The following is a 23,437-nucleotide window of genomic DNA, read 5'->3' as shown; positions in this document are numbered from 1 at the left end:
GGTTTGCATTGAATTTCGGAAAGTGGCTAAACGACATTCTCTTTAATAAGTAGAGTTAATAATTGTTAATGGCAAAAACTCAAAAAATTGGTTTGTGGACCAGCACTTCACTGGTTGTTGGCAACATGATTGGTGCCGGTGTTTTCCTGATGCCTGCAGCGATGGCAACATTTGGTAGTGTAAGCTTATTAGGTTGGGTTTTCTCGGCTATCGGCTCATTCTTTTTAGCAAAAGTATTTAGTAACCTAAGTCGAATACTACCTAACAGCACCGGCGGGCCATATGCTTATGCCCGGCACGGGCTTGGCGACTTCGCAGGGTTCCTGGTAGCATGGGGTTATTATCTGGCAACGGCATGCGCCAATGCTGCAATAACGGTATCCTTCGTAAGTGCATTAAGTGCTTTTTTCCCGGTGCTGGCTACAAACATGGTAGCTGCAATAGCCACAGGCTTATCAGCCATCTGGTTACTTACGTGGATTAATACAAGAGGCGTTGCCGTGTCAGGCAGTGTGCAACTTATCACCACTGCTTTAAAATTGGTCCCCTTACTTATCATATCCGTAGGAGGCTTGTTTTTCATAAAGGCTGCAAACTTTCACCCTTTCAATAATTCCAATACGTCGCTATTTGGCGCGGTTACAGCTACCGCTGCCATGACTATGTTCTCATTTGTGGGTATTGAATCGGCAACTATACCGGCTGGAAATATCCAGGACTCAAAAAACACGGTTGCCAAAGCCACACTATTAGGCTTGCTGATTGCAACGCTGGTTTACATTTTAGGTACGGTAAGTGTAATGGGCATCATTCCGGCAAATGTGCTCAGGCAATCTGTTACACCATTTGCAGATGCAGCCGTAGTGATGTTTGGCCCATCAGCCAAGTATTGGGTAAGTGCAGGCGTTGCCATCGCAGCATTTGGGGCGCTTAACGGGTGGACATTGTTACAAGGCGAAATGCCATTTGCTATTGCTAAGGACGGCCTGTTTCCCGGCATATTCCGCAAACAGAACAGCAAAGGCATGCCCTATATAGGTATGGCTATCAGCGGGGTTATTGTATCGTCATTTATGGCGATGAATTATACAAAGGCATTGGTAGAGCAATTCAGGTTCCTGCTACTGCTATCTGTATTTACTATGATGGTAGCTTACCTGTTTTCGGTCATCGCTTATGCCATTATCAGCCTGAAAAGCAGCACCATGAATGGCAAAAGAGCATCGGCCATAGTATTGGCCATTTTAGCTTTTGTTTATATTCTGTGGGAAGTTGCCGGGGCTGGCCCTAACTCGGTATTTTCCGGCTTTATATTACTGATGGCAGGCGTTCCGTTATATGCCTGGAGCGTTTGGAAGAGAAACGAAAAGCAGGAATCAGGTCACCTGTAAAGATGCCTGATTCTTTTCTTTGACCCTGAAAAATTTACCTGCCTTATTTTGTGTATTGTTTGTCTAAAAATAAATACCTGTCGCGGTAACCGTCTGCTTCAAGACGAGATTTTACATCAATATTCATGTAGTGTACTTTGCTGCCTTTGGTATTCGCTTCCCACTTTGGTAAGCCCGGTCCATTTGGATTTAAGGTTTTAACAAAATTGGCAAAGTAATTTTCCATGGTATTTGATACCTTATAATCATCAGCAGTCCAGTCGTAAACTGTATTCGTTTTTAAATTACCTAAAGCATATTCAATCTCCGATGCGTGAGCTGCACCATTAAAGGCAACCGGCGGCTTTGGCTTATTGGCATCAGCAGCATTACCTTTAATAACGCCACCCGCAAGCCCGGCTGTAGCATTACCCATCTTAGCGCTCATTGGCGGGCGAGGGTGCGAAAACAAATAACGGTAAACAGGTTTGCCCCCAGTCTCGGCTTGCAGATCGGCCCACTTCCAGGTACTGTATACGATAAAACGGTCGCTGGCTAATTCTGTAGCCGATTTAATTACTTCCGCTTCATCCTTACCCGGATAAAGTTTTAACACCTCATCGGCTTTGTCGCCATAAGCTTCCTTAACCAGTTTTGCGTAGTTTTCAGGAGTAGGTGCTTGCCCGCGTGTAAAAGCCATGTAAGGTATCTCAGCATTATTCCATCCCACTAATAATGGCACATGCGCCTGCTCGCCTGCATTGAAAACATCTATCGGGGCTTTAGTTAAAAAGTAACCGTCAACAACTGTTGCATTTGGCGGCATGCCCGGTTTGTATGAATCATCTAATAATTGCTCGGCAGGGATTGCACGAAGATCAGCCAGCGACTTAGCACCCACTTTTTCGGCAAAGGTCACTCCATTCTTTTCTCCATCTGCTAACGGGACAGGGAACAAAGTTGGGTTAAACGGCGCACCGCTTTCGCCTATGGCACCTGCTATCAGGTTTCGGGATAAAGTCGAGGCCATTTGCGCACATACAGAAATTGACCCGGCCGATTCCCCTGCAATAGTGATCTTATCAGGGTCGCCGCCAAAAGCTGCGATGTTTTGTTTCACCCATTTAAGGGCAGCATTCTGATCCAGGTATCCATAATTGCCTGATGCATGATTAGGCGATTCTTTGGTAAGCTCGGGATGAGAGAAAAAGCCAAATACCCCTAAACGATAATTTACGGTAACCGCAACAAGCCCCTTTGTAGCCATGCTCTCGCCGTCGTATCTTGGTTCAGAGCCATCACCTGCAACAAGGCCACCGCCATAAAAGTAAACCATCACCGGCAGGTGTGCATTTGCTGATTTGGCTGGTGTCCATACATTTAAGTAAAGGCAGTCTTCGCTTAAACCATCAGAACGGAAACCCATATCGCCAAATACCGGTTTTTGCATCGCCCGCGGACCAAAATGATCAGCTTTACGTACGCCATCCCAGTTTTTTACAGGCTGCGGTTCGCGCCAGCGTAAATCGCCAACGGGTGGTTGTGCAAACGGTACTCCTTTAAACATGCGGATACCGGTTTCAGCAGATTTCACACCTTCAAGAACACCATTGGCCGTTTTAACCTGCAAGGCGGGTGCTTGTGCCATTACTGCAGCAGACAACAGCTGCGTGCAGATCAGCAAATAATTTCGTAATGTTTTCATCAAGAGGCTTATTGGTTGGTTTAGTAACAAGCACAAATTTCCATTGTGTCTGTTTGATACAATAATAGTTTTCTCAAATGATAACTACAAATACCAACCAATAATGTTACGCAAGTTTACGTGCAACGCACATTAATGTGAGCGCGCTTTTGGAAGCGTCGGGGTTGCGCCCAGATAACAAGTTACCCATACGGTACTTCTTTTCGGCCCTGCCTCGTTTACCCTCAAATATTTCTGCACCTAAATCATGGTTATGCGGGTACACATTCACCTCAAAACCCATTGGCTTTAATATGCTGTTAAAAAGCTCGTGCGTTACACCGTCACCAGGTTTGTGATGTGTTTCGCAGGCTAAACCCCATTTTTGCTGTTCGCTGGATTTATGGAAACTGTGCCCAATTATCCTGTAATACCATGTACGTGCATTCCATAGCAGCATGGCTATGCCTTTATAATCCCATGCACTGCGCTGCGGATCATGATCTGTAATTAACACACCTCCCGGTTTAACCAAACGAGCTGCTTCTTTTAAAACAGAAGCCATATTATCGGTATGGTGCAATGTGGCATTCAGGGTTACCACATCAGCAATATCTGACTTAAAAGGCAAGTGATTAGCGTCTGCCAAAACGGTGGTGTAACCTTGTTTTGATGCGAATTTTAAAGATCCCGGCGCCACATCAACACCAATTAATTTTTCAGGCTTTTCATCGAAGTTGGCAAAAATATTACCCGGACCACAACCTATATCTATCACAGTTTTACCGGTAAGCGGCCCCATCGCTGCACTCCATCTGCTTTTAAATGTATCTTCCCTGTGGCAATAGGTTAGGTATTCCTCGGCCCATTCAGCATGGCCGAAGTAATAAGCATTCGCTTCGAGCGATTGTGATTTCCCAAGGATGGGAAACTCATAATAAGTGTCGTTGATTTTCGGCTCATACCCGTCTTTTAAAAGCGGGGCAATATTAGTGATCATAGGTATCTTGTTATCAATCTAATTAACGCTGACTTATACGGCAAATTTTTAAATAAGTTTAATCATTAAGTTAATTTTTAACTATTTTGATAATACTTACATAATATTACTTTAAAATTCGCAATAGCCATTTATAATCATCACTCTTTTAAATAATTACAAAAACATTTATGATAATGATGAGCTTTTATAGAAATGAAAAAAACAGTCGGATTGGTATTAATTATTGCAGGTGTAGTGATGCTAATATGGACGGGCTTTACCTACACTAAGAAAGAAAAGGTAATTGATGCCGGCCCGTTGCAGGTATCAGCAGATAAACAGCACACCGTTGCATGGCCACCTTATCTTGGCGGGATTTTACTCATTGGCGGGATAATTATCTTCGCTACGTCAAAAAATAACAGATAGCTGGTAACAATACTTACCACTGACATTTGATGCACAGTTATTAGCTTACTTAGTGCCCATTAACTTTATTATGGGTATCAAACTAAAAGCTTTACTATTTTTATCGGTTTTAATTATAAACACTGCAGCATTTGCACAAAGCGATTGGAAACTTAAAACTGAAGAGGAAGGGATTAAAGTTTACATGCGCTCGGAGCCTAACTCTAACTTCAAGGCTATAAAGGTTAATTGCGAGGTGGATGCTACGCTATCGCAGTTTGTAGCTATTATAATGGATATCAAAAACAGCGTTAACTGGGCTTATCATACCAAATCGGCTACTGTACTTAAACAGGTATCGCCGTCTGAATTATATTATTATTCTGAGGTTGAAGTGCCTTGGCCAGCGCAAAACCGCGATTTTATCTCGCACATTACAGTAAAGCAAAACCAACAAAACCATACGGTTATTATTGACGCCCCCTGTATTCCTGATTATGTACCTGCAAAACCAAATATAGTGCGCGTACCCAGGTCGGCTGGTAAATGGATTATTGAACCTGTTAGCGACAAACGCCTAAAAGTAGAGTATACCCTATCGCTTGATCCGGGTGGTAATGTACCGGCATGGCTAATCAATATGTTTGCCGCCCAGGGCCCTATGCAAATGTTTAAAGCGCTAAAAAAAGAGCTGCAAAAACCGGCGTATCAGCATCAGCAATTAGCATATATTATTAATTAGAAGGAAACAAAATTTGCAATTAATAAACTAATGATGTATATTGTAACACGCTCCTTCAATTAACCGCCCGTTATTTGTTAAAAAATGTTATCTGCGTAATATCATAACACGACATAGCGTTTTATTTTTTCAAGGGCCTGATTATTAACTTTAATACAGAATTTCTTATGGAAACACGTCACAAAACCATACTCGTAGCTGATGACGACACAGCTATTGTTGATTCAATTTCCAGCATATTAAATTATGCAGGTTACGAGGTTCTGTTTGTATATGACGGCACTTCGGTAATGGAATCTGTAAAAGCACAACCAGACCTGGTTTTACTGGATATAATGATGGAAGGCCACAGCGGCGTAACGGTTTGCAAGCAGCTAAAACGTATGGGGCGGACGCAAAATATTCCGGTATTAATGATGTCGGCCCGCACCAATGGCGAACAACTTGCACGTGAAGCCGGAGCTGACGGATACCTTGCTAAGCCATTTGATATGGAAGTGCTGCAATCCAGCATATCTGACTTGCTGAGTGTAAGTGTATCTGCTTAAATTAATCTAATATTAGCCCTTTCTGATTTGTTGCCTGCATACTGCCAAGCAAACCTTAAATCGTGTGCAAATGTTAATGTTAAACCAAATAACATTAGCATGCCTGCAAAAACTACCACCAAAACTGCATCCGGTGCAGATCAATTGTTAGCTAAAGCTCCGAAATCTGAGTTTCCTATAGGTTTAAAACCTATGCTGGCCACGCTGGTAGATCAGCCTTTTGATGACCCCGACTGGGTTTACGAGGTTAAGTGGGATGGCTACCGCGCTTTAAGCTTTGTTAATAATGGCGAGGTTGAGGTTTCATCGCGCAACAGCAAATCATTTAACGAGAAATTTTATCCGATTTACAATGCTTTAAAAAAGTGGAAGATCAATGCCGTGGTTGATGGTGAAATCATTGTACTGAATGAGAAAGGCGTTTCCGACTTTAACGGCTTGCAGGGCTGGCGCAGCGAAGCTGATGGCGAACTTGCCTATTATGTTTTCGACCTGCTTTGGTACGATGGCAAAAATCTGATGGAGTTGCCATACACACAACGCCGGGAAATACTAAAATCTGTTTTGCCAACTAATGATGATACGATACGCCTTAGCCAGGTTTTTAACGCCAGTGGCACCGACTTTTTTTCTGCAGCCGATAAAATGGGCCTGGAAGGCATTATTGCGAAACGAGCTAATAGTGGGTACCTGTCCGATGTACGTTCAAAAGACTGGCTAAAGATTAAAACAGAGCGTAGGCAGGAAGCTGTAATAGGCGGTTATACGCATAATGAAAACAGCCGGAAAAAATTCAGCGCCTTGTTAATGGGGGTATTTGATAACGGCGTATTTATTTATATCGGGTCAGTGGGCACTGGTTTCAGTGATAAGCTGCAAAATGAGATTGTGGAGAAATTAAAGCCACTGGAAATTGAGGAATGCCCTTTCCCTGTAGTACCAGATTTCAACAAGCCGTCACGTTTCAGGCCTAACCCGCCTAAAGCTACTGCAACCTGGGTTAAGCCTGTAATGGTTGGTGAGGTTGCCTTCAGGCAAATGACCAGAGATAACATTATGCGGCATGCCTCATTCAAAGGCTTACGTGAAGATAAAGATGCCCGCGAGGTAGTTTTAGAAATTCCTGACGCTACAAAACAAGTGATCGCCGATGACCACGAGCTTTCAAAGCAAAAAGTAATTGAAGCCCCTAAAGCCAAAACCCGCAAAACGCTGCTGAATCCTAAAGATGCTTCGCAGGTGCGTAGCATTAACGGACACGATCTCAAATTCAATAATCTTAACAAAATTTACTGGCCTGAGGATGGTATCAGCAAACGTGATATGCTGAACTATTACTACCAGGTTGCGCCTTACATATTGCCCTATCTTAAAGACCGGCCACAATCGCTAAATCGTTTTCCTAATGGTATAAACGGCATGCACTTTTACCAGAAGAACTTGAAAGACAAGGCACCCGACTGGTTAGAGACATTCCCTTACACCACGAGCGATGGTGAGCATAAAGAGTTTCTGGTGGGCACAGATGAATACAGCTTGCTATACATGGCATCGCTCGGCGCCATAGAAATGAATCCATGGTTTAGCCGGGTGCAGTCGCCGGATAACCCAGATTATTGCGTAATTGACCTCGACCCGGATAAAAACACATTTGAACAGGTAATTGAAGCTGCCCTTGAAGTTAAAAAAGTACTTGATGCCATTGATGTACCCTGCTGGTGCAAAACGTCGGGTTCAACAGGTATGCATATTTATATCCCGCTGGCTGCTAAATATGATTACGATCAATCGCAGATGTTTGGGCGTATGATCGTCAACATTGTACACAAACAAATACCTGATTATACCAGCGTTGAACGGATGATTGCCAACCGCAAAGGCAAAATGTATCTCGACTTTTTACAGAACCGCCCGGGCGCTACACTTGCCTGTCCTTACTCGTTGCGGCCTAAACCAGGTGCAACCGTTTCCATGCCTTTACATTGGGACGAGGTAAAGCCCGGCTTAACCATGCGGCAGTTTAACATACACAATTCGATAGAGCGCGTTAAATCAGAAGGCGATCTGTTTGCCGGGGTTTTAGGGAAAGGCATTGATCTGGAGAAAACAGTAAAGAAAGCCAAAGAGATATTTAGCATTACTACAATAAAGTAGCACCTATTATACTTAATTTGCATTCATAACTAAATGATGAAAAACGCCTTTTTATTAGCCGCTGCACTTACTTTTGCACTTTCAGCAAATGCGCAAACAGCTACCAACTTTGGTTCAAAACAAAATGTAAAAGTTGGCGGAGAAGTTGAAAAGCCTTTCACTATCACTTCGGCATGGCTGCAAAAAGCTAAACAGGTATCTGTAAAAGCGACCGGACACGATGGCAAATCACATAAATATACAGGCGTACTGTTATCTGATATTATAACCGAAGCGGGCGGCATCCCGAACAATCAGCTGCGCGGTAAAGCACTGGCAAGGTACATCCTTGTTAAAGCAGCAGACGGCTACCGCGCTGTAATTGCCATGGCCGAGATCAGTAATGAGTTTAACGATAAACAAATTATACTTGCCGATAAGGTAGATGGCAAACCGCTTGATGATAAAACAGGTCCTTACCAGGTCATTATCGCCGGTGAAAAGAAATGGGGACGTTGGGTACGCGAAGTAAACGAGATTGATGTACAAACTGCAAAAGATTAAACCTATGCGATTAAATAAGCTGATTACTCTTTGCGCCTTCTTATCTTTTGCTTTCTCTGCAAATGCTCAGAAATTACGGATAGCCGTTGCAGCCAATGCCCAGTTTGTGTCGCAAAAGTTAGCAGAAGAATTTAAAAAGGAAACCAACGTTGATGCCGATCTGATTGTAAGCTCATCGGGTAAGTTAACTACACAAATAGAACAAGGCGCGCCGTTTGATGTATTCCTGTCGGCTGATATGAAATACCCACAGGAATTAGCTGATAAAAACCTCACGCTTGAGCAGCCACGCATTTACGCTTACGGCCAGCTGATTATGTGGATGCTGAATAAAAGTTTAAAGCTGTCGCAGCCTGCCGACCTGCAACAAAATGCCGTTAATAAAATAGCTATAGCCAATCCATCGCTTGCACCTTATGGCGAAGCTACCTTACAAGCATTAGGAAAACTCAATTTGACGGATAAGCTGAAAGGCAAAATCGTATATGGCGAAAGCATTGCACAGGTAAACCAGTACCTTTTAAGTGGCGCTGCTGAAGTTGCATTTACGGCAAAATCCATCGTGCTTGATCCGCAGCAGCAAGGGAAGGGAAAATGGGTGCCGGTGAATGATAAACTGTATAAGCCCATCGCACAAGGCATAGTTATCCTTAAATCATCTTCAGGCAAAAACCTGGAAAGTGCTCAAAGGTTTTATACTTTTCTTTTCGGCCCAAAGGCGCGTAAAATTCTAAAAGCTTACGGATATAAGTAATGGATATTGACCTGCAACCACTCTGGCTTACCTTTAAACTGGCATCTGTAACTACTGTTTGCCTGCTTACCATCGGTTTGCCTATGGCTGCATTGCTGGCCCAAAGCCGTTCTAAAATAAAACCGTTTTTCGAGGCGCTTATTAGTTTGCCGTTGGTGTTACCCCCTTCGGTACTTGGCTTTTATTTGCTCATTGCGCTTAGTCCTGCACATGTGTTTGGTAGCTGGCTGCAAAGCTGGTTCAATATCAGGTTAATATTTACTTTTCCGGGACTGGTTGTCGGTTCGGTGATTTATAGCCTGCCATTTATGGTTCACCCTATTCAGGGCGGATTAGAAGCCTTACCAGCCAGCCTGCAACAAGCCGCATGGACATTAGGCAAAAGCAAATCAGAGACCTTTTTTAAAGTATTGTTGCCCAACATTCGCCCGGCATTGCTAACCGGTATTGTACTGGCATTTGCACATACGCTGGGCGAGTTTGGTTTGGTACTGATGATTAGCGGAAGCCTGCCGGGCGTAACCAAAGTTGCATCCATCGCCATTTATAACGAGGCCGAGGCTTTAAATTTCCATTCGGCACATATTTACTCGGCCATACTGCTGGTTACATCTTTTTTGATTTTGCTGTTGGTTTATCTCATCAATAAACGGTTGGTAAAAAACAGGTTTGCCTTATGATCAGGATCAACATTTCAAAAAAGCTGAACCTTGCAGGCGGATCTACTAACCTGTTAATTGATGCCGAAATTCCTGATCAGCAAATCACCGCCTTGTATGGTGAATCGGGGGCTGGCAAAACAACCTTACTAAAAATGCTTGCCGGTTTAATAAAACCGGATGAAGGTTACATCGAAGTAAATGGGCAAGTTTGGTTCAACAGTGAAAAACGCATCAACCTGCCACCCCAAAAGCGAAATATTGGCTTTGTTTTTCAGGATTACGCCCTGTTCCCTAATATGACAGTGAAGGAGAACATGATCTTCGCAGCAGGTAAAAGTCCGGATCATCAGCAAATTGAGCATCTGCTTAAAATTGTACAATTAAGTGGTTTTCAAGATCATAAGCCTTCTGCTTTATCCGGTGGTCAGCAGCAAAGAGCAGCTTTGGTAAGAGCGCTGATGCGCAAACCACAGTTACTATTGCTGGATGAACCGCTGTCGGCTGTGGATCACGAAACCAGGTTGCTGATACAGCAGGAACTATTGCAATTGCATCAGGAATATCGCTTTACCGGTTTACTTGTGAGCCATGATAAAGACGAAATATTCAGCCTGGCTAAAAATGTAATTTGTATTGATACAGGCACTATTAGCCAGTCTGGCCATCCGGTTGATGTTTTCGCCATAAAAAATGACGACAATAAATTAATCTTTACCGGAGTGATAATTAGTTTAAACAGCGGCTTGGCTGAAGTACTGATTAACAACCAATTAATTACTGTACCTGCCAACAACAATTGGAAGCCGGGCGACAAGATTCAATTAACATACCCGGGTAATTCTTTGCTGCCATAAACCCGGATTAAAACCTACATTGCCTATATTTGTTCAACAGGTATAATCTATGGAAATACTGCTTTTCGGGATCACGCGCGATATTACAGGCAAACAAAAATTGACTGTACCTGCTGATGCAAATATCAGTTCGGTAAGCCAGCTAAAAACTTGGTTAGGCCAACAATATCCGGCTATGCAGCAATTAAGCTCATTAGCTGTAGCCGTTGACAGTGAATATGCCAGTGACGAGATTGCTTTGCATGCCGACAGTGAAATTGCTTTGATACCACCAGTAAGCGGAGGATAATAATGCTGATCCGCCTGGTTGAAAATATAGATATTAATGAGGCTTATGCTTACCTGGAAACAGAAGAAGCAGGTGCTGTTAACCTGTTTGTAGGCACGGTACGAAATCATACAAAAGGCAAAGCTGTTTTAAAATTGGAGTTTGAAGCGTATGAACCGATGGCCATTAAAGAACTTGAGAAAATCGCCTTGGTTGCACAGCAACAATGGCCGCTTTATAAGGTATTAATCATACATGCACTTGGCGCAAAACAACCGGGCGAGGCTGTAGTGATTACCGGTGTATCATCTGCACACCGCCAGGCATCATTTGAGGCCTGTCAATTTTTGATTGATGAACTGAAAAAGACGGTACCGATCTGGAAAAAAGAATATTACGAAGATAACAGCGTTTGGGTTAATGCCCATCCATAACAAATGAGAGAAAGTTTATTAGTTGATCAATACGGCAGGCGGCTGAATTACCTGCGGCTTTCGGTTACCGACCGCTGCAATTTCAGGTGCTATTACTGTATGCCTGAAGAAGGGATCGACTTTGCCAAACGGTCCCAACTCCTTTCATTTGATGAAATGTACCGCCTATCAGCCTTGTTTGTTGGCTTGGGCGTTGACAAAATCCGGATCACGGGCGGCGAACCTTTTGTTCGCAATGGCATCATCCCGTTTTTGGATAAACTAAGTAAGCTGGATGGCCTTAACGAGATCGTTATCACCTCCAACGGCACCCTTACTACTCAGCACCAGGCAGCGTTGAAAAATATGGGTATCAGCAAGATCAATATAAGCCTTGACTCGTTAAATGCCGAACGCTTCCATTACATTACCCGCCGCGACAGCTTTGATACAGTTTATAACGGCATTATGCAAATGCTCGACAATGGTTTCGATATTAAGCTGAACTGTGTAGTAGCCGAAAATAAAAATATAGAGGATATCATTCCTTTCATAGAACTAACTAAAGACCATCAAATAGCTGTTCGCTTTTTGGAAGAAATGCCTTTTAATGGCACTGAAACTTCGGGCTATACAGGCTGGGATCATACTAAGATTTACGAGCACATTGCTGCTCATTATAATCGCATCAATAAGATCATCAGCGAAGCTAACTCCACTTCTGTAAATTACCAGATAGCGAGTTATAAAGGTAGTTTCGGCATTATACCATCATTCAGCCGTACATTTTGTGGCACCTGTAACCGTATACGGTTATCTGCTACAGGCGAATTGCGCACTTGTTTGTACGGCGCTCCGGCTGCAAACCTGCGAGACCTTATACGCTCTGGTGCAAGCGGCGAAGAATTGGAACAGATCATACTGAACGCCGTAGCCAAACGTGAACGCGATGGCTTTGCTGCAGAAGCAGCAAGCCGGCAATCTATTCACACATCCATGTCTGTTTTAGGGGGGTAATCAATGGCAGAGAACCGTTACAGCAGGCAGTTACAAGTCAACGGCTTTGGAAATGAAGCACAGCAAAAACTTGCTGATGCTAAAGTGTTGGTGATTGGTGCGGGTGGCTTGGGCGTACCTGCGCTGCAATACCTTACAGGCATGGGCGTTGGCACTATTGGTATCATGGATGGCGACAAGGTAAGTCTCAGCAACCTGCACCGCCAGGTGATCTATAACGAGAATGAAGTAGGCCAGCTAAAGACAGATGCCATTTTGCCTAAGCTTAAGGCGCTCAACAGTACTATTATATTTAAGGGTCATCCTTACTTTCTTAGCGTTGCCAATGCACTTGATACCATTAAAGGCTACGATCTGGTGATTGATGCCAGCGACAATTTCGGTACCCGCTACCTCATCAACGATGCCTGCGTAATACTTAACAAGCCTTTTGTATATGGCGCTATTCAGCAAATGGAAGGGCATGTAAGCGTTTTTAATTATGATAATGGGCCTACCTATCGCTGCGTTTACCTGGAATTGCCGCAAAGCAATGAAATACCAAACTGTAACGAAGCCGGTGTTTTAGGTGTTGTTCCGGGGATTATTGGCTGCCAGCAGGCATTACAAGCTGTTAAAGTTATTATCGGCCTTGGCAAAACATTATCTGGCTATCTGCAAATTTTTGATTTTAATAATGACGAGCAACTCAAAATAAAACTGAAAGCTGATCCAAATAAAAAAGCAATAAGATCGCTGCAAGCCGACTACGATACACCTTCAGCAGGTTTTACTGGCAGTTTAACAGTTGATGAACTTTTTGAATGGTATACCTCAGATAAGCCATTTTTGCTGGTTGATGTACGAGAAGCAAAAGAGTTTACACAAGAGCATTTACAAGATTCTGTATCCATACCGCTATCGATGTTAAATGACAAGGCTGATGAGCTTCCGGATAACTTACCAATAATTACCATTTGCGAAATTGGTGGCCGTAGTAGCAGAGCGGTACAGGTCATCAGCAAAGCAAAGCCAGATGCAACAGTATATAATGTTATTGGCGGCATTGAAACCTGGTTTGATCAACTTGGCGATCAATTTATCATCGAACCTAAAAACGCTTAAAATGATTTCCGTAGCCAAAGCTTTACAACTGATAAACATGCAGGTGCGCGATTTTGGCGCGCATGATGTTGATTTGCTTAATGCTAATGGCCGTATCCTTGCCCAGGATGTGAGCGCCGACCGTGACTATCCACCTTTTAACCGCGTAACGATGGATGGGATAGCCATTAGCAGCGAAGCATTTAAAACCGGCAAACGCGAGTTTAAGATTGAAGGCATACAGGCAGCTGGACAAGAGCAACAAACACTTAAAGATCCGCTAAATTGCCTTGAAGTGATGACCGGGGCTATGTTACCCATTGGTTGCGATGCTGTGATTCAATATGAGCTTTGTGAGATTACCAGCGGAATTGCAAAAGTTCAAAGCGATGTAATAACTGTCTTTCAAAACATTCATCCACAAGGCAATGACAGTAAGCAAGGCGATATTTTAATCAAATCAGATACAACCATTACTCCTGCAATTACAGGGCTTTTAGCCGCAGCCGGGCTGACAAAAGTAAGAGTAAAAAGGCTGCCTACTGTTGCCGTTTGCGCCACAGGCGATGAATTAGTTGAGATTGATCAGCAACCACTTCCGCACCAGATCAGGCAATCAAACAGTTACATGTTGTTAGCTGAACTGCAACAAGAAGGCATTGAAGCACAACGCTATCACATAGCCGATGATCCGCAAACTATGCTGGCGCAGCTAAGTACCTTGGTACAATCTAACGATGTGATTATGCTGTCGGGTGCGGTATCTAAAGGCAAGTTTGATCACCTGCCCAATGTATTAAAGCAGTTAGGCATGCAAACCATCTTTCATGGCATTACACAACGCCCAGGCAAGCCGTTTTTATTTGGCGTGATGCCCAACGAAGCACTTGTATTTGCATTTCCCGGTAACCCTATCTCCACGTTTGTATGCTACCAGCTTTATTTCCGTGAGTGGTTATATGCCTGTATCGGCAAAAAACAAAAGACGGCCAAAGCATTTTTGAGCCGTCCTGTATCTTTTAAACCGCAGCTCACCTATCACATGCTGGTAACGCTGAGTTTTGAAGCAGGCTTATTAAAGGCTTCACCTATCAGTAATTCTACCTCCGGCGATTTAATAAGCCTTGCTCATACAGAAGCCATCGTGAGTTTCCCGGCCGACAGGCAAGAATTTGGCACAGATGAACCTTTCGACCTATTGCTTTTAAATTAGTTGGCTTTGGTAAAAGTGTAAGGATCGTACTCCAATCCATCGTTCACCTTTATTTCGGTTGATACTACCTTGCCGTTCTCTGTTTTAAATTTAAGAGGGAAAATACCATAAGCACGATTGTTATAAGTCAACAGCCACTCATTATTGTCCATGTACTGCACAGTAGCTGTCAGGTATTTATGTGAACCAAACTTAATCAGCAGGTCTTTTTTATTGGGTACGATCTCGATTTTTCCATAAAGCTCATTGGTGTAAATCCCTGCATAAGCTTTTAACGGTAATTCAGGCGACTGCCCTTTAACACGCTGCTGCATGCTTTCGGTTTTCTTCACCGTTTCGTCCATTTCCTGGCGGAAACCTTTTAAAGCTTGTTCGCTTCGGTTAACATACGGCACACCTAAGTACGCATCCAATATCTGGTAACGTAAAGCCTCAAAAAAGCTCTGATTATCATTATTGGTTAAAATAGTAATAGCCAGGTGTTCTTCAGGTACAAAGCAGGTATTGGTTACGAAACCGTCTGCGCCACCAGTATGCCAGAAGATCTGCTTGCCATTGTAATCTGCTTCGAATACGCCTAATCCATACCCTTGAAAATGCTGTGGGTAACGTGGCGACAAACGGCTGCTGAGTACGGTGTTCTCATCGCGTGTTTTACGAACAGCCGTCCACGGAATAATTTGCTTGCCCTCAAACTTACCGCTATCCAGCTGCATAGTTAACCATTTAGCCATATCTTTAACATTACTGATAATGCTGCCTGCCGGTGCAAGGTTATCTACGTTATCATAAGGCAGCTCGGTAAGCTTGCCTGTAAAACTGGTGGTGTATGGTTTTGATGCTTCCTTGTAGGTCGCAATCTGGCTGCTCAACGGGTGGGTTGTCGTCATGCCCAGCGGGGTAAGAATATTGTCCTGAACGTACTGCTCCCAGGGTTTACCGCTTACCTTTTCAATCACCTGACCGGCGGTTAAGAAACAGCTGTTGCAGTAACCAAAGTTCTGCCTGAACTCATAAACCGGCTTTAACAGTTTCATCCTGTTCATAATCTCCTGACGAGATAACGTCGAGTTCCAGAAAGTAAAATCACCCTGAAATGTTTTTGTTCCCTGGTGGTGACTAAGCATATCTTTAATGGTTACCAACGCAGTTGTATTAGGATCATACAAACTATAACCCGGGAAATACTTACTGATCTTATCATCCAATGAAAGTTTTTTCTCTGCTTCTAACTGTGCTAATGCCGTGCCGGTAAACAGTTTACTGTTACTGGCAATCATAAACAAAGTATTTTCGGTTACCGGCTCATTGGTTTTAACATCCTTCACGCCATAACCTTTCATTACCACTACTTTGCCATCTTTAACAACGGCAATGGCAAGCCCGGGCAGGTTCCAGTCCTTTAAGCCTTGCTTAACATAGGTATCTAAATCGTTTGTAATAAATGTGGGCTGTTGCGCAAAAGCGGTTACAGATAATAAGCTGGCAAATGCAGCTACCATTAATTTCTTCATACTTTGAGTAGCAGTAGTTATGTGGCGAAAATAGGCATTAGTGTACTTTAAAGAAAATCTATTAAACCAATACGGGTCTTTCTTTGTAATCTAACTAAACATTTACCATTATGGAAACCGCACAAGAAAGAAATATTGCAGCGTTAAATCATTTAATAACAATTGCAACCGATGGCCAGCACGGTTATTCAACCGCTGCCGAACACGCCAAAGACCCGGTTTTAAAAGCTTCGTTTATCAGGTATGCGGCAGAGCGTGCTGAGTTTGCGCACGACCTGCGCACCTTGGTTAATAAAACCGGCTATGAAGCAGACCAGGGCGGTGGCCCGGTGGGCGCATTGCACCGTGCATGGATTGATATTAAAACAGCCGTGACCAGTAACGACAATAAAGCCGTTTTACAAGAGTGTATTACCGGCGACCAGGCTGCCGTTAATGCTTATCAAACCGAACTGAACGACAACTGGCTTACAGACGAGCAAAGATTAGTGTTAGAAAGGCATTTAAAATTGATAAAAGATGCTTTATTTTACGTGGAGGGAGAACATCGCAAACTCAATTAAAAATGCAGATCACTGATGCTAAAAATGTAAAGCGTTTTCAACCCGGGGCTTTTTTTATAAGCCTTGGGATAACGCTTTTTATAGGTATGGTTGCTTCTTACTTTACACGTACACAAATACCTGTATGGTATCGTTTGTTGCTTAAACCTTCATTTACCCCGCCTAACTGGGTATTCCCGGTTGCATGGACAACGTTATACATCCTCATTGCCACAAGTGCCTATCTTGTCTGGAAGCGTCGTTTTACGCGTACCGATTTTAAAAAAACATCGGTTATTTATGCCATACAATTAATGCTTAATTTCTCCTGGTCTATTGTATTTTTCGGTATGCATCAGATATTGGGCGGACTCATCAATATCATTATATTATGGATATTTATCATCCTGAACATCATTGCATTTAGCAAATACAGTAAAACAGCAGCATGGCTACTGGTGCCTTATTTAATTTGGGTGAGTTATGCTACCATACTCAATCTTGCCATTTTGACCTTTAATCCTAACCCTCCAGTTTTGTAACCCCCTGGTTGCAATAATTAATTTTTATTTACTTTTAACAGTAATTTCTGATCACAAAAATCAATGAAAATTAAACTTCTGTTTACTGCGCTACTGCTTTTAGCGGTACGCTTCAGTTACGCCGAAAACGTAGCAATCACCAATTTTATGGCTAAGTCAAATCCATTTGCTGTTGATGAGATTGCCATTGTTGCCACCGATACTGCTAAAAACATTGATGAAAGAGTAAGCGGGAGTTTCATTTTTACCATCAACGGATTTGAGGATACGTTAAAGTTTGATAAGGGTACCGCCTTTTATCATCATAAGATCCAGAAATCAAGCTTCATATATGCCAAGCATCGTAATGACGAAGGCACCTATGGCATGCTATATTATGTTTATAAGCATGGACATGACCTTACCTTGCTACACATTAGCTGGATGTTGTTATTGATTATACCTGTTGGATTAGTGATTATCGCTTACGTGTTTAAGCGCTTTATCATCTTTGCAGTAATCATTTTCTGCATTTTCTTATACTTCAACTACCACAACGGATTAAGCATTCCAACCTTTTTCGAAAGCATTTTTGATGGTTTAAGGCATCTGTTTTAGCAGCAGGCTTTATGATCTTATTTAAAACGGCAAGCCAATACCAAAATTGAGCTGCATGTAATGATAGCGTTCCTGGTTATCACGGTAGTAATTGTCTTTAAATGTGCCGTGGCTAAACAGTTCACCAAAGTGATTAAGCATCACCCACTGATCTGAACCGCTGAATTGTGGGTCTTTAAATTTGAATGCGGCATCAAGCCTGAACACAAAGAAGGTAAGGTCTAAACGGAACCCTGCACCTATATCCATAGCTGATGATTTGAAAAAGTTATTGAATTTGAATATAGCAGCCGATCCGTTTTCTGATCTTGCGGTAGAATCATTTAATCGCCAAACGTTACCAAAATCAGCAAAAAACGCGCCCTTTAGCTTCGAGCCAAAAAAGTCGTTAGCAATCTTATACCTGTACTCGGCATTGGAAATAAATTTGATTTCCCCAAACTGGTCCAGGTATTTAAACCTGTTCAAATCGCTGGAATTATTGTAAAAAGAAGCCCTGTTAAATTGCCCCGGCCCAAGGGTACGTGGCAGCCAGGCACGCATATCGCTTGCACCGCCTGCATAAAAGTTCTTTTCAAAAACCAGTTGCCTGCTGTTGCCATAAGGTATACCAATACCGGGGTTAACACGCAGTATCAGCTGCTGTTCGCCGCCCAAATGCCTGTACCACCTTATATCTCCCTCCAGTTTGGTGTATTGTGAAAACGTATATCCTAAAAACTTACGCTGCCCGAGTGTATCTTTCGGGAAATTCAGCAATTTACTTGCCAGGCTAAGTGTATTGCCACCCAGATCAATAAAGCCACGGAAATAGGTAAAGTCATCAAGCGAATTGAGCTTATTGGCATTTAGCTGGTAGGTGTACTGGCTACCTAAAGTAAATACTGTACGGCCGATTAAGTAAATGTATGAATACCTGTTATAACGCTCTAAAGCCGCTCTGGCTGAATCTACAATAGTACCCCTTGAAAACTCAATGCTGATTGGCGTAAAACTATGCAGCTTGCGAGAAGTCTCCGCCCAGTCATAGGTAAGCGAGTTGATCCAGCTTTGGCGAGTTACCAGGTCCTTTTGATAAAATAACTCATAGTTTGATGAAAACGTAGTATGAGGCACACCGTATTTACCCAGAACAGGCAGTTTAAAAGGAGATATAATACCCGGAAAACTTAAACTACCTCCAATTTTAAAATCCTGATTTTCTATACCGCCTGAATTGGCCGAGTTGCGGTTATTATCAAAGAGGATACTCCAGTTTGTTTTTATTTGCAATATTTCAGCACCTTTAAACAGGTTTCTGTTGGTAAAGGTATTACCAATATTATACCCGTACCTGCCGCCGCTAAAAAGCACCTCTCCCTCTACCCTGTCAGTCATCTGTTTTAACGGAATCATATCAAGCCTTACGTCCAGCCGGTGCGTGCTATCCGGCAGTTTGGTATATGTTGGGTTAGGTACGTTCCTGAACACATTCAGCTCTGACAGCCTTGATGTAGTAAGCGTTTGTTTATCAACATCATACAACTCACCTTTTTTCTGAAACGTGTAGGTTTTAACGATTTTTGGTTTGAATTTATGCGAATAGTCAACAAACCTCAATTGCGAATCAACCTGCACAGTATCCGCCTTGCCAGTTGTTCTGCCATTGCTGTTGGTAACTGAGATGAATGTATTGTTAATGGTGTATACCGGGTGCGATGCCTTACCTATGGGATTACTTATAATTACCTTTAAATCTACCACACTTGCGTTAAAGGTAGAATCATAGTTAAACGTGATGTAAGGCCTTACAAAATCAAAATAACCGTTACGGCGCATTACCAGGTAGAACTCATCGCGGTCATAAGCCAGGCTGTCTGTATCAAACCTGCCACCCGGCTGTATGTGTGAAAACACCGACCTGTTGGTACGATACAATTTACGCACATTAGGGTCGGCTATACTGTCTTGAAATTTCCTGATGTGAAAAAGCGGCCCTTCTTCTGCAGTAAAAGTAAGCGATGCCCTTTTATTTTTAATCGCTACAGAATCGGTAACCTTTGCTTTAAGGTAGCCCTTATTGCGTAAAAATTTCTGTATTTGCAGTCGCGAATACTCTACCAGGTTGCTATCCAAAACTGATGGAGCCTCGCCGATATTTCTTTTCCCGTTTTTACTAAAAGTGAGGTAAAATTGCAGGTTGAGCCAGTTATTGGGCTGCTGTGCCTTATCTATGTACAGGTAAGCGGCTTCGTCGAATTCCTTATCAACACCCTTTATTTTTACATGCCTAACCAACGCCTGGTTATCTTTAAGCTTGCGTGTTAAACTACATGCCGAAAGCAAAAGCAGCGTTAAAATAGTTAATATTGTAAATCGTAAACCCGCGGGCTTGATATATGCTTTCAAAATCTCAAATCAGTTTAATAACTTCCTTACAACATAAAAAATACCGCTGGCAACATCAATTATTTATAGTTGAGGGATATAAATCGGTTACAGAATTTGCACAATCGCATTACGAAACCGACATCATATACCACTTGCCCGAGTTTGCCCCAAAATTGCTGAATTTATCTAAAAAAATAAATTTTCAGGAAATTTCTGCGGCTGAAATGTTAAAAATCAGTTGTCTTAAAACACCGCCCGGGGTACTTGCTCTTGTAAAAATCCCTTTACAATCCGAGCTAAATTACAATTTATTGCACAAAAAGTTTTCTCTGGCGCTTGATGGCGTGCAGGATCCGGGCAATCTGGGTACTATTATCCGTACCGCAGACTGGTTCGGAATCGGTAATATCATCTGCTCTGAAGATACGGTTGATGCTTATAACCCTAAAGTTGTGCAGGCAACCATGGGTTCTTTATCAAGGGTAAATATTCATTATACTAATTTGCCGGACGTTCTACCGCACTTAAACCTGCCTATTTTCGGCGCTTTGCTCAATGGGCAAAATATTTATAATACCAATTTTGGCCATGAAGCGATATTAGTGATGGGAAATGAAGGCAATGGTATACGACCTGAAACAGAGCACATTATAAATACTCCGGTCACTATTCCGCAGGCTGGCAAAGCAGAATCTTTGAACGTTGCTATGGCTACTGCCATTTTTTGTTCAGAAATATCCAGAAATACATTGAAATAAAATTGCCTGTCAACAAATAATTACTATTTTTGCATTCCTTAAAAAATGGTCGGATGGCCGAGTGGCTAGGCAGAGGTCTGCAAAACCTTTTACAGCGGTTCGAATCCGCTTCCGACCTCATCAGGGGATAATTAAAAAATTTAATACCATGGGTGTTACACGTTTAAAAAGAAAAGACAGAAGAAATAAAACCGTATCTCGTTTAGAGGTACAATTCTTGAAACTTGCTACTAACTTAGAGTTAGGCAGCCGTTCAGCAGAGCCAAAAAAGAGCCAGATCGAGAAAAACAACGAAGTTTTAGCTAAACTGGCTGGTAAATAATTTTACCTTTTAAGATCTTTGTTTCATAAAAAAATCCTGTTGGTTTATACCGACAGGATTTTTTTGTTGATCCGCCCTATCAAACCGGGGCCTTCATATATAAAGCCGGTGTATAATTGTATTAATGAGGCACCAGCGTTTAATTTCTCTATCGCATCTTCGGCTGAGTGGATGCCCCCCGCGCCTATTATTGGAAATGCACGGTTTGATTTTTCTGAAAGATAGCGTATCACCTCGGTTGATCTTTTAGTCAATGGCTTTCCGCTTAATCCGCCAGTTTCTTTAGTTATCTTCTCCGGCGAATGCAACCCTTCCCTGCTTATGGTAGTATTGGTTGCAATAATGCCATCAATCCTTGTTTCGGCAACTATTTCAATAATATCGTCTAACTGCTCATTAGTAAGATCCGGGGCTATTTTTAAAAGCAATGGTCGACGGATACCGTTTTTTTTATTCCGTTGCTGCAGTGCCATTAAAATTTCAGTCAAAGGCTTTTTATCCTGCAATGCGCGTAAGCCCGGCGTATTGGGTGAGCTAACATTCACCACAAAATAATCGACCACATCAAACAGCCTGTCAAAACAGATGATATAATCATTTACAGCATCTTCGTTAGCTGTATTTTTATTTTTGCCAATGTTACCACCAATCATTACGCCTTGCTGTACAGCCGGGCGGTTTTTACGCCATTCTGCTATGCGCGCAGCAGCCATATCCACGCCTTTATTGTTAAAGCCCATGCGGTTGATCAGCGCTCCATCAGCAGGCAGGCGAAACATCCTTGGCTTATCATTACCTGGTTGTGGCAGCGGTGTTACCGTTCCAACTTCAACAAAGCCAAAACCAAGGTTAGCCATTTCACTGATGTATTCGGCATTTTTATCGAAACCGGCAGCCAGCCCAACAGGGTTTTTAAATTTCAGTCCAAACACTTCGCGTTCTAAACGCCGATCGTCCACCTGCCAAAGGGAACGGCTTATTGCACTACCGCCAGGGAACTTATTGAAGCGACGAAGATTTTTTACAACAAAGTGATGTACGTTTTCAGGATCGAACTTAAAAAGGAGTGGCTTTATCAACTGATACATGGCGCAAAGTTATCCATTTTTAGTTTCAGGCTTTTATCTTACAAAACAATATTTATATTCGTTGCTGTTGCCGGTTTATGATTAGCGTAATCTGAACCAAAACCTATGAACTACTAACCATAACCCCATGACTAACCGCCGTAATTTCATCACCAAAACCGCTGCTGCAGTTATTGCTTCAACAGCTATACCTAATATCATTTCTTCTGCCTTTGCTGCGGAACGTGGTAAGAAAAAAATCACGCTTGATAACAACAGCATTGTATTGCTTCAGGGTGACTCGATAACCGACTGGGGACGTGATAAAAAAGAGAATACGCCTAATACCTTTGGCATGTTAGGTACTGGTTATGCATATTTTACAGGTGCCGGGTTATTAGATAAGTATGCAAACAAAGGTTTGCAGGTTTGGAACCGCGGCATCAGCGGGAATAAAGTTTATCAATTAGCCGAACGCTGGGACAACGACTGTTTAAATATTAAACCAAACGTTTTAAGCATACTCATTGGCGTTAATGATTTTTGGCACACCCTAAGTGGTGGCTACACCGGCACCGTTGATAAATACCGGACCGATTACAAAGCCCTGCTTGACCGCACCATGAAGGCACTGCCAAATGTAAAACTGATCATCGGTGAGCCGTTTGCACTTAAAGGCGTAAAAGCAGTAGACGATAAGTGGTACCCTGCGTTTGACGAATACCGCACAGCAGCCCGCGAGATTGCCACTCAATACGATGCCGTATTTATCCCCTACCAATCAATTTTTGATAAAGCCCTTGAAGTTGCTCCGGGAAGCTACTGGACAACCGATGGCGTACACCCTAATGTTGCAGGAGCCCATATGATGGCCCAGGCATGGCTGGAAGTGGTGAAAGGATAGTTGATGTTTGTTGCCGGTTGTCTAATGCCAGTTACCGAGTAATATTTATCCTTTTCCTATTGTCATTTGTACAAAGGACTCCTTCGAAGAACGTTAATAAAGAATCTGTTATAATTGATATTTAAG

General features: G+C 42.6%; 25 protein-coding genes and 1 tRNA gene. 21 read left to right on the top strand and 5 right to left on the bottom strand.

Annotated features, from left to right (window positions below; translation table 11 throughout):
• Positions 1–68: 68 nt before the first annotated feature.
• Positions 69–1,391 carry an amino acid permease gene (locus PQ461_RS07675; RefSeq protein ID WP_274302976.1) on the top strand — a complete coding sequence of 441 codons (1,323 nt, stop codon included), beginning with the start codon at positions 69–71 and terminating at the stop codon, positions 1,389–1,391.
• A 43-nt stretch (positions 1,392–1,434) separates the two neighbouring features.
• Here the strand turns inward: PQ461_RS07675 and PQ461_RS07670 are convergent, their stop codons facing one another.
• On the bottom strand, positions 1,435–3,075 hold the full coding sequence (locus PQ461_RS07670) for a carboxylesterase/lipase family protein (RefSeq protein WP_274302974.1): 1,641 nt from the start codon (positions 3,073–3,075) through the stop codon (positions 1,435–1,437).
• Between the two features lie 106 nt (positions 3,076–3,181).
• Positions 3,182–4,054 (bottom strand): class I SAM-dependent methyltransferase, encoded by an 873-nt coding sequence (locus tag PQ461_RS07665; RefSeq protein ID WP_274302971.1) that lies wholly within the window; start codon positions 4,052–4,054, stop codon positions 3,182–3,184.
• 195 nt (positions 4,055–4,249) lie between these two features.
• On the opposite strand from PQ461_RS07665, the gene PQ461_RS07660 reads away from it, so the two are divergent.
• The 13 genes from PQ461_RS07660 (at position 4,250) to PQ461_RS07600 (ending at position 14,695) form a co-directional block, all read left to right on the top strand.
• Positions 4,250–4,465, top strand: a complete 216-nt coding sequence (locus PQ461_RS07660; RefSeq protein WP_274302969.1) for a hypothetical protein — start codon at positions 4,250–4,252, stop codon at positions 4,463–4,465.
• Between the two features lie 70 nt (positions 4,466–4,535).
• Positions 4,536–5,186 carry an START domain-containing protein gene (locus PQ461_RS07655; RefSeq protein WP_274302967.1) on the top strand — a complete coding sequence of 217 codons (651 nt, stop codon included), beginning with the start codon at positions 4,536–4,538 and terminating at the stop codon, positions 5,184–5,186.
• A 167-nt stretch (positions 5,187–5,353) separates the two neighbouring features.
• The gene (locus tag PQ461_RS07650; protein ID WP_274302964.1) at positions 5,354–5,734 is read left to right on the top strand and encodes a response regulator transcription factor; all 381 of its coding nucleotides are present in this window, start codon (positions 5,354–5,356) and stop codon (positions 5,732–5,734) included.
• A 99-nt stretch (positions 5,735–5,833) separates the two neighbouring features.
• Complete coding sequence (ligD, locus tag PQ461_RS07645; RefSeq protein ID WP_274302961.1) at positions 5,834–7,888, top strand: DNA ligase D; 2,055 nt, start codon at positions 5,834–5,836, stop codon at positions 7,886–7,888.
• Positions 7,889–7,921: 33 nt separating this feature from the next.
• Positions 7,922–8,431, top strand: coding sequence for a molybdopterin-dependent oxidoreductase (locus PQ461_RS07640; RefSeq protein ID WP_274302958.1), 510 nt, complete (start codon positions 7,922–7,924; stop codon positions 8,429–8,431).
• Positions 8,432–8,435: 4 nt separating this feature from the next.
• Positions 8,436–9,185 (top strand): molybdate ABC transporter substrate-binding protein, encoded by a 750-nt coding sequence (gene modA / locus PQ461_RS07635; RefSeq protein WP_274302956.1) that lies wholly within the window; start codon positions 8,436–8,438, stop codon positions 9,183–9,185.
• On the top strand, positions 9,185–9,865 hold the full coding sequence (modB, locus tag PQ461_RS07630; RefSeq protein WP_274302952.1) for a molybdate ABC transporter permease subunit: 681 nt from the start codon (positions 9,185–9,187) through the stop codon (positions 9,863–9,865). Before modA ends, modB begins: the two co-directional genes overlap by 1 nt.
• Positions 9,862–10,701 (top strand): sulfate/molybdate ABC transporter ATP-binding protein, encoded by an 840-nt coding sequence (locus PQ461_RS07625; protein WP_274302950.1) that lies wholly within the window; start codon positions 9,862–9,864, stop codon positions 10,699–10,701. The genes modB and PQ461_RS07625 overlap by 4 nt, the downstream gene beginning before the upstream one ends.
• 49 nt (positions 10,702–10,750) lie before the next feature.
• Positions 10,751–10,990 carry a molybdopterin converting factor subunit 1 gene (moaD, locus tag PQ461_RS07620; protein WP_274302947.1) on the top strand — a complete coding sequence of 80 codons (240 nt, stop codon included), beginning with the start codon at positions 10,751–10,753 and terminating at the stop codon, positions 10,988–10,990.
• Positions 10,991–10,992: 2 nt separating this feature from the next.
• Positions 10,993–11,403 carry a molybdenum cofactor biosynthesis protein MoaE gene (locus PQ461_RS07615; protein ID WP_274302945.1) on the top strand — a complete coding sequence of 137 codons (411 nt, stop codon included), beginning with the start codon at positions 10,993–10,995 and terminating at the stop codon, positions 11,401–11,403.
• Between the two features lie 3 nt (positions 11,404–11,406).
• Positions 11,407–12,399, top strand: a complete 993-nt coding sequence (moaA, locus tag PQ461_RS07610; RefSeq protein WP_274302942.1) for a GTP 3',8-cyclase MoaA — start codon at positions 11,407–11,409, stop codon at positions 12,397–12,399.
• Positions 12,400–12,402: 3 nt separating this feature from the next.
• Entirely contained in the window at positions 12,403–13,503 is a 1,101-nt protein-coding gene (locus tag PQ461_RS07605; protein ID WP_274302939.1) for a HesA/MoeB/ThiF family protein, read from the top strand.
• A 1-nt stretch (position 13,504) separates the two neighbouring features.
• A complete protein-coding gene (locus PQ461_RS07600) occupies positions 13,505–14,695 on the top strand; it encodes a molybdopterin molybdotransferase MoeA (RefSeq protein WP_274302937.1) in 1,191 nt (396 codons plus the stop codon).
• Here the strand turns inward: PQ461_RS07600 and PQ461_RS07595 are convergent.
• A complete protein-coding gene (locus PQ461_RS07595; protein WP_274302934.1) occupies positions 14,692–16,209 on the bottom strand; it encodes a serine hydrolase in 1,518 nt (505 codons plus the stop codon). The genes PQ461_RS07600 and PQ461_RS07595 overlap by 4 nt on opposite strands.
• A gap of 110 nt (positions 16,210–16,319) precedes the next feature.
• Here PQ461_RS07595 and PQ461_RS07590 point away from each other — a divergent pair, with 110 nt between their 5' ends.
• From PQ461_RS07590 to PQ461_RS07580, 3 genes are all read left to right on the top strand, one after another.
• On the top strand, positions 16,320–16,772 hold the full coding sequence (locus PQ461_RS07590) for a ferritin-like domain-containing protein (protein WP_274302931.1): 453 nt from the start codon (positions 16,320–16,322) through the stop codon (positions 16,770–16,772).
• Between the two features lie 2 nt (positions 16,773–16,774).
• Positions 16,775–17,293 (top strand): TspO/MBR family protein, encoded by a 519-nt coding sequence (locus PQ461_RS07585; RefSeq protein ID WP_274302929.1) that lies wholly within the window; start codon positions 16,775–16,777, stop codon positions 17,291–17,293.
• A 63-nt stretch (positions 17,294–17,356) separates the two neighbouring features.
• Complete coding sequence (locus tag PQ461_RS07580; protein ID WP_274302926.1) at positions 17,357–17,890, top strand: hypothetical protein; 534 nt, start codon at positions 17,357–17,359, stop codon at positions 17,888–17,890.
• Positions 17,891–17,911: 21 nt separating this feature from the next.
• On the opposite strand, the gene tamL is transcribed toward PQ461_RS07580, so the two are convergent.
• Complete coding sequence (gene tamL, locus PQ461_RS07575; RefSeq protein WP_274302924.1) at positions 17,912–20,278, bottom strand: translocation and assembly module lipoprotein TamL; 2,367 nt, start codon at positions 20,276–20,278, stop codon at positions 17,912–17,914.
• Between tamL and PQ461_RS07570 the strand changes: the two genes are divergently transcribed.
• The 3 genes from PQ461_RS07570 (at position 20,269) to PQ461_RS07560 (ending at position 21,340) form a co-directional block, all read left to right on the top strand.
• Positions 20,269–21,018 (top strand): TrmH family RNA methyltransferase, encoded by a 750-nt coding sequence (locus PQ461_RS07570; protein ID WP_274302921.1) that lies wholly within the window; start codon positions 20,269–20,271, stop codon positions 21,016–21,018. The two genes, tamL and PQ461_RS07570, sit on opposite strands and share 10 nt — an antisense overlap.
• Before the next feature lie 47 nt (positions 21,019–21,065).
• Positions 21,066–21,136 (top strand) — tRNA-Cys (locus PQ461_RS07565).
• Positions 21,137–21,166: 30 nt separating this feature from the next.
• Complete coding sequence (locus PQ461_RS07560; RefSeq protein ID WP_274302918.1) at positions 21,167–21,340, top strand: spore protein; 174 nt, start codon at positions 21,167–21,169, stop codon at positions 21,338–21,340.
• A 44-nt stretch (positions 21,341–21,384) separates the two neighbouring features.
• Here the strand turns inward: PQ461_RS07560 and PQ461_RS07555 are convergent, their stop codons facing one another.
• Positions 21,385–22,428 (bottom strand): quinone-dependent dihydroorotate dehydrogenase, encoded by a 1,044-nt coding sequence (locus tag PQ461_RS07555; RefSeq protein WP_274302915.1) that lies wholly within the window; start codon positions 22,426–22,428, stop codon positions 21,385–21,387.
• Between the two features lie 127 nt (positions 22,429–22,555).
• On the opposite strand from PQ461_RS07555, the gene PQ461_RS07550 reads away from it, so the two are divergent.
• Entirely contained in the window at positions 22,556–23,311 is a 756-nt protein-coding gene (locus PQ461_RS07550; protein ID WP_274302913.1) for an SGNH/GDSL hydrolase family protein, read from the top strand.
• Positions 23,312–23,437 lie beyond the last annotated feature (126 nt).

It is taken from the genome of Mucilaginibacter sp. KACC 22063 (assembly GCF_028736115.1).
Classification (GTDB): Bacteria; Bacteroidota; Bacteroidia; order Sphingobacteriales; family Sphingobacteriaceae; genus Mucilaginibacter.
This window is presented reverse-complemented; position numbering and strand designations above follow the sequence as displayed.